Genomic DNA, 13,510 nt, shown 5'->3' on the forward strand with positions numbered 1-13,510 from the left:
GGCGGAGTCCGCAGAAGCTCCCGCCGCGGTGCGTCGGGCGGAGGAGGTCATGGGGACCGTCTTCTCCTTCGACGTCCGCGGCGGGGAACAGCGCGCCGTGCAGGCCGCCCTCGACGACGCGGTCGCCGGGCTGCACCGGGTCGACGAGGTGTTCAGCACCTACCGCGAGGACAGCCAGGTGTCACGGCTGGCCCGCGGTGAGCTGACCGTGGCCGAGTGCGATCCCGAGGTCGCCGAGGTGCTGGAGCTGGGCGCCGAGGCGGAGCGGGTGAGCGACGGCTGGTTCAGCATGAGGTACCAGGGTCGGCTCGATCCGACCGGGATCGTCAAGGGCTGGGCCGCGGAGCGCTGCGCACGGCGGATCGCGGAGACGGCCGGGGTGAGCGGCGTGAGCGTGAACGGCGGCGGGGACGTCCAGATGCTGGGCGCGCCGGAGCCGCAGCGGCCGTGGCGGGTGGGGGTGGCGGATCCCCTGCGGCCCGGCGGGCTCGCGGCGGTGATCTCGTCCGGCGGGGTCGAGGAGCTGTCCGTGGCCACGTCCGGCACGGCCGAGCGCGGGGCGCACATCGTGGATCCGCGGACCGGGAAGTCGGCGGTCACGGACCTGGTCGCCGTGACCGTGGTCGGCCCTCGGCTGACGTGGGTGGACTGCTGGGCGACGGCCGCGTTCGCGATGGGGTCGCGGGAGGGGCTGGCGTGGCTGGAGTCGCTGCCCGACGTGGAGGCGCTGCTGATCACCGCCGGGGATGAGGTGCGGTGCACCGGGGGGCTGGCCGCCCGTTTGGGGTGACCGGTGCCGCGGCTGGGCGGGGGTGGGGCGCGCAACCCGGCGTTTGCGGGGTGCCGCTGCGCCCACCCGTGCCGCCCCAAGCGGCACGACTGCCCGCAGTTGCGGGGCACCGCCCCCTCAGTGGCCGTTCTGAGCCAGCCGCAGCAGGTGTTCGGCCAGCGCCTTGCCCCCTGTCGGGTCCCTGCTGATCAGCAGCAGCGTGTCGTCGCCCGCGATCGTGCCCAGGATGTCGTGCAGTTCGGCCTGGTCGATCGCCGAGGCCAGGAACTGTGCGGCCCCCGGAGGGGTGCGCAGGACCACGAGGTTGGCGGAGGCCTCCGCGGAGATCAGCAGCTCCTGGGAGAGCCGCCGCATCCGCTCCTCCTTCGCCGACTCCCCCAGCGGCGCGCGGGGCGTACGGAAGCCGCCCTCGCTCGGGACCGCGTAGATCAGGTCGCCGTCGGTGTTGCGGATCTTCACCGCGTTCAGCTCGTCCAGGTCCCGGGAGAGCGTCGCCTGGGTGACGGTCAGCCCGTCGTCGGCGAGGAGCTTCGCCAACTGGCTCTGGGAGCGGACCGGTTGCCGGTTGAGGATGTCCACGATCCGGCGGTGGCGTGCGGTGCGGGTCTGCGGCACGGCAGGTCCCGTGGTCTGGTCGTGGTCCTGCGCATGGCTCATCGTCGTCTCATTCCCCGGATCGTCCGTCCCCGTTCGCTGCATCGAGGATGCCGGGCAGCGCCTGGAGAAGGGCGTTCGCCTCGTCGTCGCCGAGGTTCAGCGGCGGCATCAGCCGTACGACGTCAGGGGCGGGCGCGTTCACCAGGAAACCGGCCTCCTGAGCCGCCTGCTGCACCTGCGGGGCGAGCGGCTCGGTGAGCACGATACCCAGGAGCAGGCCCGCGCCCCGGACGCGGGCGATCAACCGGTGGTTCAGTGACTCGATTCCGTCACGCAATCTCCCGCTCTGCCGCTTCACGTTCTCCAGCAGGCCCTCGGCCGCGATGGTGTCGAGGACGGCGAGTCCGGCGGCGCAGGCGACCGGGTTGCCGCCGAAGGTCGTGCCGTGCTGACCGGGCCGGAGCAGCTCGGCGGCCCGCCCGAAGGCGACGGTGGCGCCGAGGGGCAGCCCGCCGCCCAGGCCCTTGGCCAGGGTCACGACGTCCGGCAGGACGCCCTCGTGGGCCTGGTACTCGAACCAGTTCCCGGTGCGGCCGATGCCGGTCTGCACCTCGTCGAGGACGAGGAGGGATCCGGTGGCCGCCGTGATCGCGCGGGCCGCCTTCAGGTAGCCGGCGGGGGGCACCACGACCCCGTTCTCGCCCTGGATGGGTTCGATGACGACGAGGGCCGTCTCCTCGGTCACGGCGGCCGCGAGCGCCTGCGCGTCGCCGTAGGGCACGTGGGTGACGTCGCCGGGCAGCGGCAGGAACGGCTCCTGCTTGCCGGGCTGCCCGGTGAGCGCGAGGGCGCCCATCGTGCGGCCGTGGAAGCCGCCCTGGGTGGCGACCATGTGGGTGCGTCCGGTCAGCCGGCCGATCTTGAAGGCGCCCTCGTTGGCCTCGGCGCCGGAGTTGCAGAAGAAGACCTTGCCGTCGCGGCCGAAGAGCTGGAGGAGGCGTTCGGCGAGGGCGACGGGCGGTTCGGCGATGAAGAGGTTGGAGACGTGGCCGAGGGACGCGATCTGCCTGCTGACGGCCTCGACGACGGCCGGGTGGGCATGGCCGAGCGCGTTGACCGCGATGCCGCCGACGTAGTCGACGTACTCCTTGCCGTCGGCGTCCCACAGCTTGGCGCCCGCACCGCGCACGAGGGGCAGCCGCGGGGTGCCGTAGTTGTTCATGAGCGCACCCTGCCACCGCTGGGTGAGCTCGGCGTTGGTCGCGGTCCCGGTCATGCGGCATCCCCCTCTTGCTCGTCGGGCACGACCATCGTGCCGATGCCCTCGTCGGTGAAGATCTCCAGCAGGATCGAGTGCTGGACCCGGCCGTCGATGACGCGGGCGGTGGTGACGCCGTTGCGCACGGCGTGCAGGCAGCCCTCCATCTTCGGCACCATGCCCAAGGACAGCTCCGGCAGGAGTTTCTCCAGTTCGGAGGCGGTGAGACGGCTGATCACCTCGTCGGAGTTCGGCCAGTCCTCGTAGAGGCCCTCGACGTCGGTGAGGACCATGAGTGTCTCGGCGCCCAGTGCAGCAGCGAGTGCCGCAGCCGCCGTATCAGCATTGACGTTGTAGACATGTCCGTCGTCCTGACTGCGGGCGATGGAGGAGACGACCGGGATACGGCCGTCGGCGAGCAGTGCCTCGATCGCGCCCGTGTCGATCGCGGTGATCTCGCCCACCCGCCCGATGTCGACCAACTCGCCGTCGATCTCGGGCTGGTGCTTGGTGGCGGTGATGGTGTGCGCGTCCTCACCGGTCAGCCCCACGGCGAGGGGGCCGTGCTGGTTGAGCAGCCCGACCAGCTCGCGCTGCACCTGCCCGGCGAGCACCATGCGTACGACGTCCATGGCGTCCTCGGTGGTGACGCGCAGGCCCGCCTTGAACTCGCTGACGATGCCGTGCTTGTCGAGCGCCCGGCTGATCTGCGGGCCGCCGCCGTGCACGACGACCGGCTTGAGACCGGCGTGCCGCAGGAAGACGACGTCCTGGGCGAAGGCGGCCTTCAGCTCCTCGTTCACCATGGCGTTGCCGCCGAACTTGATGACGACCGTCTTGCCGTGGTGCCGGGTCAGCCAGGGCAGCGCCTCGATGAGGATCTGGGCCTTGGGAAGTGCCGTGTGCTTGCGAGTGCTCATGACGAGTAGGCGCTGTTCTCGTGGACGTAGTCGGCGGTGAGGTCGTTGGTCCAGATGGTGGCGGTCTCGCTGCCGGCGGCGAGGTCGGCGACGATGTGCACCTCGCGGTAGCGCATGTCGACCAGCTCGCGGTCCTCGCCGACACCGCCGTGCTTGCACACCCAGACGCCGTTGATGGCGACGTTGAGCTGGTCGGGTTCGAAGGCGGCCCGCGTGGTGCCGATGGCGGACAGGACGCGGCCCCAGTTGGGGTCCTCGCCGTGGATGGCGCACTTGAGGAGGTTGTTGCGGGCGATGGAGCGGCCCACCTCGACGGCGTCGTCCTCGGTCGCGGCGTTGATCACCTCGACCTTGATGTCCTTGCTGGCGCCCTCGGCGTCCCGGATGAGCTGCTGCCCGAGGTCGTCGCAGACGGCCCGTACGGCCTCGGCGAACTCCTCGTACTCCGGGGTGAATCCGGTGGCACCGGAGGAGAGCAGCAGCACGGTGTCGTTGGTGGACATGCAGCCGTCGGAGTCGACGCGGTCGAAGGTGACCTTGGTGGCGGCGCGCAGCGCCTTGTCCAGGGTGTCGTTGTCGAGCTCGGCGTCGGTGGTGAGGACGACCAGCATGGTGGCGAGGCCCGGCGCGAGCATGCCCGCGCCCTTGGCCATGCCGCCGACGGTCCAGCCGTCCCCGGTCACGACGGACGTCTTGTGGACGGTGTCGGTGGTCTTGATGGCGATGGCGGCCTTCTCGCCGCCGTGCTCGGAGAGCTGGGCCGCGGCCGTCTCGACGCCCGGGAGCAGCTTGTCCATGGGCAGCAGTACTCCGATGAGGCCGGTGGAGCAGACGGCGACCTCGATGGGGCCCCGCCCGAGGACGTCAGCGACCTTCTCGGCGGTGGCGTGGGTGTCCTGGAAGCCCTTGGGGCCCGTACAGGCGTTGGCGCCACCGGAGTTGAGGACCACGGCCGACACCTGGCCGCTCTTGAGGACCTGCTCGGACCAGAGCACCGGCGCGGCCTTCACACGGTTGGAGGTGAAGACGCCCGCGGCGGCACGGCGCGGCCCGTTGTTGACCACGAGGGCCAGGTCGGGGTTGCCGTTCTCCTTGATCCCGGCGGCGATGCCCGCCGCCGTGAATCCCTTGGCTGCCGTGACACTCACTGCATCTCCTTGTTCGCTCCGCCGCGGATGGGGGTCCCCCCGCTCGAGCGAAGCCGAGAGTGGGGGAGGCTGATGTCACTGTCGCCCGTGCAGCGCAGCGGTGCGGCCATCGTCGTCGTCTGCGGCCCGGTGGCTGCACGTGCGTCACTCACGGTGCGACTCCGATCGTGGAAAGTCCCGTGGTCTCGTCGAGACCCAGGGCGATGTTCATGCTCTGGACGGCACCGCCGGCGGTGCCCTTGGTCAGGTTGTCGATCGCGCTGATCGCGATGATGCGCCCCGCGGCCTCGTCGTACGCGACCTGCACCTGAACGGCGTTGGAACCGTGGACGGACGCGGTGGCCGGCCACTGCCCCTCGGGCAGGAGGTGGACGAAGGGCTCTTCGGCGAAGGCCTTCTCGTAGGCGGCGCGGACCGACTCCGCGGTGACTCCCTCACGGGCCTTCGCGCTGCAGGTGGCGAGGATCCCCCGGGACATCGGCGCGAGGGTGGGGGTGAAGGAGACGGAGACGGGCTCCCCGGCGGCCGCGCTCAGGTTCTGGATCATCTCGGGGGTGTGCCGGTGCCCCCCGCCGACGCCGTACGGCGACATCGACCCCATGACCTCGCTGCCCAGCAGGTGCGGCTTGGGCGCCTTGCCCGCGCCGGAGGTACCGGACGCGGCGACGATCACGGCCTCGGTCTCGGCGAGCCCGGCGGCGTATGCCGGGAAGAGCGCGAGGGAGACGGCGGTCGGGTAGCAACCGGGCACCGCGATGCGCTTGGACCCCTCCAGCGCAGCGCGGCCACCCGGAAGTTCGGGGAGACCGTAGGGCCAGGTCCCGGCGTGCGGGGAAGCGTAGAACTTCTCCCAGTCGGCGGCGGCCTTGAGCCGGTGGTCGGCGCCCATGTCGACGACGAGCACGTCCGGGCCGAGCTGCTCGGCGACGGCGGCGGACTGCCCGTGGGGCAGGGCGAGGAACACCACGTCATGCCGTCGGCCCTGCCCGGCGAGCACCTCGGGGGTGGTCTCCTCCAGCACGCGGCCGGCCAGCGGCAGCAGGTGCGGCTGGAGCGCGCCGAGCCGCTGCCCCGCGTTGGAGTTGCCGGTCAGGGCCCCGATCTCGATCTCGGGGTGCGCGAGGAGCAGCCGCAGGACCTCTCCGCCCGCGTATCCGCTCGCTCCGGCCACCGCCGCTCGTACCGCCATGTCACCCTCCTCCTGGATGGCATGACTATACGTTTCGCTGCACGTTTATGCAATCTAGGCCGTGCCTGCCTTGGGGACCATGATCCAGCGGGAGACGACGAAGGTCACCGGGATCGCCGCCATGGACGCGCCGAGCGGGGCGAACCGGCTCCCGTGATGCAGGACGCCGACGATCACGTACACGCCTGCCGTGGTGATCAGGAAATTGGCGGCGTTCGTCAGGGGGAACAGCAGGAATTTCCGCCAGGTCGGCCGCGTCCGGTAGGTGAAGCGCGCATTCAGGAAGAAGGAGCCGGTCATGCTGAGCAGGAATGCAAGGACATGGGCACCGAGATACGGCAAGGCGATGAGAAAAAGGAGGTAAAAGCCGTAGTACGTGGCCGTGTTGATCACACCGACCACGGCGAAGGTGAGAATCTGCCTCCGCATGGGGCGCGGTGTCTCGGTGGGCATCAGGGAATCAGGTCTTTCGCTCGTTCCACGTTGGTCGCCTTCACCAAGAAGTGCGGACGTCCCTTGACCTCGTAGTAGATCCGGCCCGTGTACTCCCCGATGACCCCCAGCATGGTCATCTGGACACCGGCGAGGGCCGTGACGGCGGTGATGATCGTGACATACCCGGGTGTCTCCACGCCGTTGACGAGCGCCGCGCCCACGATCCACGCCGTGTACGCCCCCGCGCACAGCAGCAGGGCCACGCCGAGGTAGAGGGCGGCCCGCAGCGGGCGGTTGTTGAACGAGAGCAGTCCGTCGATCCCGTAGTTGAGCAGGCCTCGCAAGCTCCACGAGCTGCGGCCGTGCTCGCGCACGGCGTTCTCGTACTCGAAGGTGGTGCTGGGGAACCCCACCCAGGCGAACAGGCCCTTGGAGAAGCGGTTGTACTCGGTGAGGGCCAGGATCGCGTCCACCACGCGGCGCGACAGCAGCCTGAAGTCACCGACGCCGTCGACGAGTTCCACGTCGACGAGACGGTTGACGAGCCGGTAGTACAGGCGGGCGGTGAAGGTGCGGGTGATCCGGTCGCCGCTCCTGGTGCGTTTGGCGATGACCTGGTCGTAGCCCTGTTCGCGCAGGTCCACCATGCGTTTGATCAGTTCCGGCGGGTGCTGGAGGTCCGAGTCCATGACGACCACGGAGTCTCCCGAGGCGTTCCGCAGGCCGGCCAGCAGCGCCGCCTCCTTGCCGAAGTTGCGGCTGAAGGAGACGTACCGCACGCGCGAGTCGAGGTCGGCGAGCCGTTTCAGGACGGCGAGGGTACGGTCGCGGCTGCCGTCGTCGACGTACACGAACTCCATGTCGTGGCCGAGCCGCAGGAGTTCGTCCGCGACCTGCTGGACGTGGTCGTGGAAGCGCTCGATGACGTCTTCCTCGTTGTAGCAGGGCGCGACGATCGAGATGAGCATGGTTCTCCCCCTGGAGCGCGGCGTCGGAGCGCCGGTCACGCGCTCGCGCTGTCGTGTGGACGGGTGGTCGGCGAGGGCGCCGCGGCCCGCCGTCTGCGGACGGCGGTGAAGGCACCGACCAGGGTCAGGGACAGCAGCGAGACACCCCCGACCGTGGCGCCCAGCCGCAGGCCGGGCGGGTGGAACGTGCAGGTCAGACTGGTCGCGGTGCCGTCGATCGGCACGGCGATCAGGCCGTGGTACTCCCGGGCGGGTACGGCGGCCGCATCGCCCGTGGCGCAGCGCCAGCCGGCGATCCGGGGCGCCGCCACGACCGCGGTTCCCTTGCTGCCCGCGGGGAGCCGGGCCCGGACGGTGCCGTCGGAGACGGTCACCTCGGTGGCGCCGGTGGTCCTGAGACGCTCGACCGCGGTGCGCAGCCGGGCGGTGTCCAGGCAGCCGACCGCGCCGTCCGGGACGAGGCTCGTCCGGTCCGGGGACAGGTCGATCCGGAGCCGTCCGGAGGCGGGCACCGTGCCGAGCCGCTGCATGGAGGCGATCTTGGTGACGGGGTGGTCGGACCGGAACCGTCCGGTCGGGCCGTGGGCCGGGTCACCCGCGAGGCGGGCGGTGCCCGAGAAGTACGGCGCCCACAGGTACACCACGCTGCCGGCCGGGCAGCGGGCCGTGATCGTCGGCTGCCGTGCCGCGCTCCCGGCCGGGAGGGCGCCGAGGCGCAGGCCGGGTCGCGCGTCGTCGCTGCGGTCCGGTGTCTTTCCGGCACCGGTGCGCACGGTCAGCCGGGGCACGGTGTAGACGCGGGTGCCCAGCAGCAGCTCCTGGTTGCGGTACGGCGACGGGCCGAAGGCGGAGACGTCCGTACGGCCGTGGGTGCGAGCCGTGGACGGCCGCACCGTGACCAGGGGCGCTGCGTCCTGCCGGGACACGGTCGTCCGGCTGCCGTCCTGCGGGAACCAGTTCTGGTGCGGGTCCGGCGGGGAGTGCACCCGTGCGCCGACCGAGAAGACCGCGTCCGTGACGGCGTTGTCCAGGCTCTGCAGATTGCGGCCGCGCGAGGTCCAGCCGTCCCCGAGTGCGGTGAGCATGCGGCTGAGGACGTCGGAGGTGAGGCTGCTGTAGTACTGCGCGCCCTGGCCGCCCACCTCCAGCGGGTCGTTGCCGACGGTCTGCTCCCGGCCCGGTTCGGTGCGGTACCGGGGCCAGTCGTCGGCGCCCGCGATCGCCTCGGACTGCCGTTGCTGGCGTGCCCCCCAGGGGGCGTAGTCGTCCATGTGGGCGAGCCGCAGCCGCGTGGCCACGGCGGAGGTGGCGGTGGCCTCGCCGAACTGCCCGCCGAGGAGCAGGGCCACGGCCAGCCCGGCCAGGGCGGTGCGGCGCCCGCCGTCCGTGCGGCGCCCGCCGTCCGTGCGACCCAGCAGGGCCAGTCCGGCCAGCGCGGCCAGGGCGGCGAGCAGGGCGATCGGCAGGGTGAAGGGCCGGCGCGCGATCTCGCTTCCGCTCGCGCCGGCCATGATCAGCGCGAGCAGCCCGGCCGCGGCTCCCAGCGCGCGCCGGTCGGGCGGACCGTACGAGAGCGAGGTCCACGCGGCGATCACCAGCAGCGCGCACAGGACGAAGGCCTGGCGGTACGCGCTGCCCTGCGGGGTGGCGAAGGCGTGCCAGACCAGATGGGTCGGCCCCCACTGCATCGACAGCGTCACCGCCGCCACCAGCAGCGTCCACCCGGTGCGCACCCGCCGGGGAACGGCCCGGTGGAAGGGCAGGGCGAGGGCGAGCAGCAGTGCCGTGGTGCCCACGTACACGGCCGGGCTGCTGAAGCTGTACGTCGTCGGCAGCAGGCGGGCCAGCAGGTCCTCGGTCGGTACCGGCCTGAACTGCCTGACCCGGCCCGGATAGGCGTGCCTGGTCCCGAAGTAGACGACCGTCACCAGCGGGGCGGAAAGACCGATGCCGAGTGCGGTGGTCAGTCCCGCCCGGCCCGCCGCCGCGAGCCGGCGCCGACGCGGGAGTTCGGACAGCCACAGCCGGAGCAGCAGCACCAGGCCGGCGCCGAGGGTGGCCATGTACGCCGTGTAGAAGTTGGCGATCCAGGCGAGCGCCACGACCAGCGCGCCGAGGACCGGTCGCCGTCCGCTCAGCGCCCACTCGCCGACCAGGCACAGCAGCGGCAGGGCGATGAGGCCGTCGAGCCACATCGGGTTGTACGCGGCCATCGCCACGCTCCAGCCGCACAGGGCGTAGGAGGCGCCGAGCAGTCCCGCCGCCCACCAGCGGCCGGGGCGCAGGGCGAACAGCAGCCAGGCCATGGCCGCGCCGGCGGACGCCGTTTTCAGCACGGTGATCACATAGACCGCGAGGTCGATCTCGTCCCTCGGGAACACGGCGACGAGCAGGGCGAACGGACTGCTGAGATACGTACCGAGGTCGGGCAGGAAGCTGGAGCCGAATCCGGACTGCCAGTTGACCAGGAGACCGCCGTCGGCTCTTCCGTGCAGCAGGTCCCACAGGTGCGCGTGGAACGGCACGTACTGGTTGCCCAGGTCGTTGACGTTGCGGGTGCGGGGCCCGAAGGGGTAGCTGCGCGCGACGGCGTCGGCGGCACAGAACACGAGGACGGTGACGGCCGCCGCGAGCAGGGCCGCGGTGGGGGCCGGTCCGGCCGCCGGGCGTGGCAGCCGGAACCCCGTACGGCCCCGGCCCTCACCTGCCTGGTCGGACGGCGGATCTGCGGGCGGTCCGGGCGTGGCGTCCGGCGCCGGACGGGTTGTCGGTTTCACGCCTTGTTCCTGTACGCGCGGCGCCGTCCGTTCCTGTGAGGAGTGCCACACGAAAGGGCGGTGGGCAGAGTCGTGCGTTCCATTCTTTGCAGGCCCCCAGAGGAAGTGGGACGCATGGCGTCTCGTCCGGGGGTGTCACTCCCCGTGCATTATCGATTCGCCGTCTTAGACGGGCCGTGATTCCGAATGGTTGTGTCGTGTACGGAAATCGGCGAGGGGTATTCCGAATAGGGCTGCGGGCCCGAAGAAAAGTCCGGTGAACGCCAGGCGAACAGGAATTGTCCCGCGTGCGATTCAGGGGTGAATGAATTCGGCCGCGGCGACCGGCTTGACCTGGAGCGCGCTCCAGGTCCTACGGTCTCCGCGAGCACCGCGCCGCGCCGGACGGCACCAGCACCCCACGAACGGCCGCTCGACGAGAGGCGGCCGGGAACGGATGACCCGACATGAGCGAGAGCACCACGCGTGAAGAGCGTTTCGCCCACGGCCTGGAGGTCCTGCGGGCCGTCGACGGCGAGGCCGGGCAGCGGGTCGTCGACTCGCTCGCCGACATAAATCCCGAGCTGGGCCACCAGGTCGTCGCCTGGGGGTTCGGCGAGATCTACGCACGCCCCGGACTCGCCCCGCGCGACCGCCAGTTGGTGACACTCGGCATGCTCACCGCCCTCGGCGGCTGCGAGCCCCAGCTGGACGTCCACATCAACGCGGCCCTCAACGTGGGCCTGACGCCCGAGCAGATCGTCGAGGCGTTGCTGCACTCCGCCGGGTACTGCGGCTTCCCCAAGGCCCTGAACGCCACGTTCGTGGCCAAGAAGGTCTTCGCCGAGCGCGGGCTGCTGCCGGTGGGACAGCAGCCCGCGGACGACTCCGCGGCTACCTCTTCCTGATCCGCAGGAAGGTGACGGAGTTCGCCGGGAAGGTGTAGGTGAACCTGTCCGCGACTCCCTCGAAGGTGGAACGCACGGGAGCGACCGGGTTGGTCGTCTCGGTGTTCACCGCGTCGGGTGCGGCGGCGAGCGTGGTCACCCGGGCCTTCGGGGCGACCTTCGCACCGCCCAGGTCGATCGCCGTACGGGCCGCCGACGCCTGGGCGTTGACCACCTTGACGATCAGGTCACCGGTCCTCTTGTCCGCGGTGACGACCTGGCGGAACGGCTCGGCCGGCTTGTCGTCGGTGAAGCTGCCCCACTCCTCGCCGTCGAGGTAGAGGCTCACCCGGCGGCCCCGCACCTTGATGTCGACGTCGTAGGTACGGCCGGTCTCGATGGTCCCGGGCTTGGAGATCAGCGTCGACTTGCCGCCGTCCACGGCCTGCTCGACGGCGCTGGTGGTGTTGTTCCAGCCGCCCAGGTTCCACCAGTAGTAGTTTCCGGTGTCCTTGACACCGAAGGCGACGAGGAAGCCTTCCTTGCCGGACTTCTTGGTGGCCTTCACCCGCAGGTCGTAGTCGTGCCAGGAGGTGTCACCGGCCGAGACCATGGTGTTCTCGGCGGTGTCGGAGCTCTGGACGTACTGCCCGTCCTGGACGGACCAGCTGCCGCTGCCGGTGTGGGTCCACTTCGAGGCGTCACCGGAGAAGTCGTCGTCGAGCAGGCCCGTCCCGTCCGCCGAGTTGACCTTCACGTCGTCGTAGGCGGCGCTGGTGTTCCAGGTGGACAGGCCGACGGCGCCGGCGATGGGAGCCTGGAGGGAGGGTGTGCCGGTGGCGGTCGAGGGCACCACGCGGTCGCCCACGTTGTTCATGAACAGCTTCTGGACCTCGTAGTTGGCCGAGCCCCAGGAGGCGTGATTGTTGAACCACACCATGTCCGGGCTCCACTGCACGTAGTCCTCGTTCGCGAACAGCGGGGCGTAGGAGGCGAGTTCGACGACGTCGGCGTTGCGTTCCAGACCGGTCATGTAGGCGGCCTCGGCGAGGCCGTTCTTGAACGCGTTGCCCCAGGAGGCGTACTCGCCGAGGAAGACCTTCGGGCCGCCGCGGTCGTAGGAGTCGTAACGGTCGTTGTTCTGCAGGAACCACTGCGGGCTGTTGTAGTAGTGCTCGTCGACCATGTCGACCTTGGCGTCCCGGTTGAGCTGCCAGGCCGTGTCGAAGGTGGAACCGGCGTCGTCAGGGCCGGAGTTGGAGATGACCGTCATGTACGGGTACTCGGCCTGGATCGCGGCGCGGAACTGCTTGAAGCGGGCGAAGAACTCGTTGGGGAGGTTCTCCTCGTTGCCGACCTCGATGTGGGTGAGGTGGAAGGGCTTCGGGTGGCCCATCTCCGCACGCTTCCTGCCCCAGGCCGAGGTGACCGGACCGTTGGCGAACTGGATGAGGTCGAGGGTGTCCTGGATGTGCCGCTTGAGCAGCGCGTCGTCGTCGACGGCCTTGTTCTGGCCGCAGCCGGTGACCAGAGCGGGGACGACGGGCAGGGGCATGGCGCCGATGTCCTCGGCGAACCGGAAGTACTCGTAGTAGCCGAGGCCGTAACTCTGGTTGTATCCCCAGAAGTTGGCGTTTGTGGCGCGCCGCTCGACCGGGCCGACGGTGTCCTTCCACTGGTACGAGCGCTTGCGCTGCCAGCCGGAGGCCTCGCTGTAGTCCTGCATGGAGCCGGTGTTGACCAGGCAGCCGCCGGGGAAGCGCACGAAGCCCGGGTGGAGGGCGGCGACCCTCTCGGCGAGGTCCTTGCGCAGGCCGTTCGGCTCGTGCTTGTAGGTGTCCCGGGGGAACAGGGACACCATGTCGAGGGCCGCGGCGCCGGAGGAGGCCACGGTGAGGCGGCCGGCGGTGCTGGTGCGGGTCGCGGTGAAGGTGGCCCGGTACTGGGCCCAGCCGCCCTTCACGGCCACCTGCCGGGCGCTCGCCAGCGCGCCCTCGGCGTCCTGGAGGGTGACGGCGAGGGCGGTGCCGGTCTCGGCCCGGGCCCAGACCGAGAAGTCGTACTTCGCGCCCTGCGCCACGGCGATGCCGGTGTTGTAGCCGGAGTTCGTGACGGACGAGCCCGCGTCCAGGGAGAGGTAGTCGCGGTTACGGTCGTCGAGGCGGCCGGAGTCGTCGACGACCCGGGCCGTGCCGCCGACCGTCCAGGCCGTCAGCGGGGTGTACGACTTGCTGTCGGCGGTGGAGTACTCGAAGGACCGGTTCTGCACGAGCTCGGCGTACAGGCCCCCGTCGGCGGCCCGGTTGATGTCCTCGAAGAAGACGCCGTACATCGTCCTGCCGATCCTGGCGCCCGGGGTGCCGGGGTCGACGGTGATGGCGTAGTCGGTGACGTCCTCGGCATGGGCGGGGGCGGGGAGCACGGTCGCGGCGAGGAGGAAAGCGCTTGCCCCGAGGGCAAGTCTCCAGCGGGTGCGGGTGGAGCGTGACATGGATACTCCGCGGCTCTCGAAGTAGTTCGAACTGGTTCGAAATATCAGACAGCGGTCAGCACTTCGAACGG

The 13,510-nt window shown here is 70.7% G+C and carries 11 protein-coding genes; 2 read left to right on the forward strand and 9 right to left on the reverse strand.

The features are described 5' to 3' along the window. Positions 1–49 precede the first annotated feature (49 nt). The gene (locus tag ACIPSA_RS21330) at positions 50–790 is read left to right on the forward strand and encodes an FAD:protein FMN transferase (protein ID WP_402637256.1); all 741 of its coding nucleotides are present in this window, start codon (positions 50–52) and stop codon (positions 788–790) included. Between the two features lie 117 nt (positions 791–907). Here ACIPSA_RS21330 and ACIPSA_RS21335 read toward each other — a convergent pair whose 3' ends face one another. The 8 genes from ACIPSA_RS21335 to ACIPSA_RS21370 form a co-directional block, all read right to left on the reverse strand. Next, the gene (locus ACIPSA_RS21335; protein WP_402637258.1) at positions 908–1,447 is read right to left on the reverse strand and encodes an arginine repressor; all 540 of its coding nucleotides are present in this window, start codon (positions 1,445–1,447) and stop codon (positions 908–910) included. A gap of 7 nt (positions 1,448–1,454) precedes the next feature. Then, the gene (locus ACIPSA_RS21340; RefSeq protein WP_402637260.1) at positions 1,455–2,663 is read right to left on the reverse strand and encodes an acetylornithine transaminase; all 1,209 of its coding nucleotides are present in this window, start codon (positions 2,661–2,663) and stop codon (positions 1,455–1,457) included. After that, positions 2,660–3,565: an acetylglutamate kinase gene (gene argB, locus ACIPSA_RS21345; protein ID WP_402637262.1), complete on the reverse strand. Its 906-nt coding sequence runs from the start codon at positions 3,563–3,565 to the stop codon at positions 2,660–2,662. Before argB ends, ACIPSA_RS21340 begins: the two co-directional genes overlap by 4 nt. Beyond that, positions 3,562–4,713: a bifunctional glutamate N-acetyltransferase/amino-acid acetyltransferase ArgJ gene (gene argJ / locus ACIPSA_RS21350; protein ID WP_402637264.1), complete on the reverse strand. Its 1,152-nt coding sequence runs from the start codon at positions 4,711–4,713 to the stop codon at positions 3,562–3,564. Before argJ ends, argB begins: the two co-directional genes overlap by 4 nt. 148 nt (positions 4,714–4,861) lie before the next feature. Then, on the reverse strand, positions 4,862–5,902 hold the full coding sequence (argC, locus tag ACIPSA_RS21355) for an N-acetyl-gamma-glutamyl-phosphate reductase (RefSeq protein WP_402637266.1): 1,041 nt from the start codon (positions 5,900–5,902) through the stop codon (positions 4,862–4,864). A 54-nt stretch (positions 5,903–5,956) separates the two neighbouring features. Further along, positions 5,957–6,355: a GtrA family protein gene (locus ACIPSA_RS21360; RefSeq protein WP_402637268.1), complete on the reverse strand. Its 399-nt coding sequence runs from the start codon at positions 6,353–6,355 to the stop codon at positions 5,957–5,959. Next, positions 6,355–7,305, reverse strand: a complete 951-nt coding sequence (locus ACIPSA_RS21365; protein WP_402637270.1) for a glycosyltransferase family 2 protein — start codon at positions 7,303–7,305, stop codon at positions 6,355–6,357. Before ACIPSA_RS21365 ends, ACIPSA_RS21360 begins: the two co-directional genes overlap by 1 nt. 35 nt (positions 7,306–7,340) lie before the next feature. Beyond that, positions 7,341–10,082 carry a YfhO family protein gene (locus ACIPSA_RS21370; protein WP_402637272.1) on the reverse strand — a complete coding sequence of 914 codons (2,742 nt, stop codon included), beginning with the start codon at positions 10,080–10,082 and terminating at the stop codon, positions 7,341–7,343. Positions 10,083–10,528: 446 nt separating this feature from the next. On the opposite strand from ACIPSA_RS21370, the gene ACIPSA_RS21375 reads away from it, so the two are divergent. After that, positions 10,529–10,969 carry a carboxymuconolactone decarboxylase family protein gene (locus ACIPSA_RS21375; protein WP_402637274.1) on the forward strand — a complete coding sequence of 147 codons (441 nt, stop codon included), beginning with the start codon at positions 10,529–10,531 and terminating at the stop codon, positions 10,967–10,969. On the opposite strand, the gene ACIPSA_RS21380 is transcribed toward ACIPSA_RS21375, so the two are convergent. Further along, complete coding sequence (locus tag ACIPSA_RS21380) at positions 10,956–13,439, reverse strand: alpha-L-arabinofuranosidase C-terminal domain-containing protein (RefSeq protein WP_402637276.1); 2,484 nt, start codon at positions 13,437–13,439, stop codon at positions 10,956–10,958. The two genes, ACIPSA_RS21375 and ACIPSA_RS21380, sit on opposite strands and share 14 nt — an antisense overlap. Positions 13,440–13,510: the final 71 nt, after the last annotated feature.

Source organism: Streptomyces sp. NPDC086549 (genome assembly GCF_044746205.1).
In the GTDB taxonomy this organism is placed as follows: domain Bacteria; phylum Actinomycetota; class Actinomycetes; order Streptomycetales; family Streptomycetaceae; genus Streptomyces.

What these genes read in the sequence shown, in the direction of transcription:
- ACIPSA_RS21330 (WP_402637256.1), top strand. Translation starts at nt 50, where the DNA reads ATGGGGACCGTCTTCTCCTTCGACGTCCGCGGCGGGGAACAGCGCGCC.
- ACIPSA_RS21335 (WP_402637258.1), bottom strand. Translation starts at nt 1,447, where the DNA reads ATGAGCCATGCGCAGGACCACGACCAGACCACGGGACCTGCCGTGCCG.
- ACIPSA_RS21340 (WP_402637260.1), bottom strand. Translation starts at nt 2,663, where the DNA reads ATGACCGGGACCGCGACCAACGCCGAGCTCACCCAGCGGTGGCAGGGT.
- argB (WP_402637262.1), bottom strand. Translation starts at nt 3,565, where the DNA reads ATGAGCACTCGCAAGCACACGGCACTTCCCAAGGCCCAGATCCTCATC.
- argC (WP_402637266.1), bottom strand. Translation starts at nt 5,902, where the DNA reads ATGGCGGTACGAGCGGCGGTGGCCGGAGCGAGCGGATACGCGGGCGGA.
- ACIPSA_RS21360 (WP_402637268.1), bottom strand. Translation starts at nt 6,355, where the DNA reads ATGCCCACCGAGACACCGCGCCCCATGCGGAGGCAGATTCTCACCTTC.
- ACIPSA_RS21365 (WP_402637270.1), bottom strand. Translation starts at nt 7,305, where the DNA reads ATGCTCATCTCGATCGTCGCGCCCTGCTACAACGAGGAAGACGTCATC.
- ACIPSA_RS21375 (WP_402637274.1), top strand. Translation starts at nt 10,529, where the DNA reads ATGAGCGAGAGCACCACGCGTGAAGAGCGTTTCGCCCACGGCCTGGAG.
- ACIPSA_RS21380 (WP_402637276.1), bottom strand. Translation starts at nt 13,439, where the DNA reads ATGTCACGCTCCACCCGCACCCGCTGGAGACTTGCCCTCGGGGCAAGC.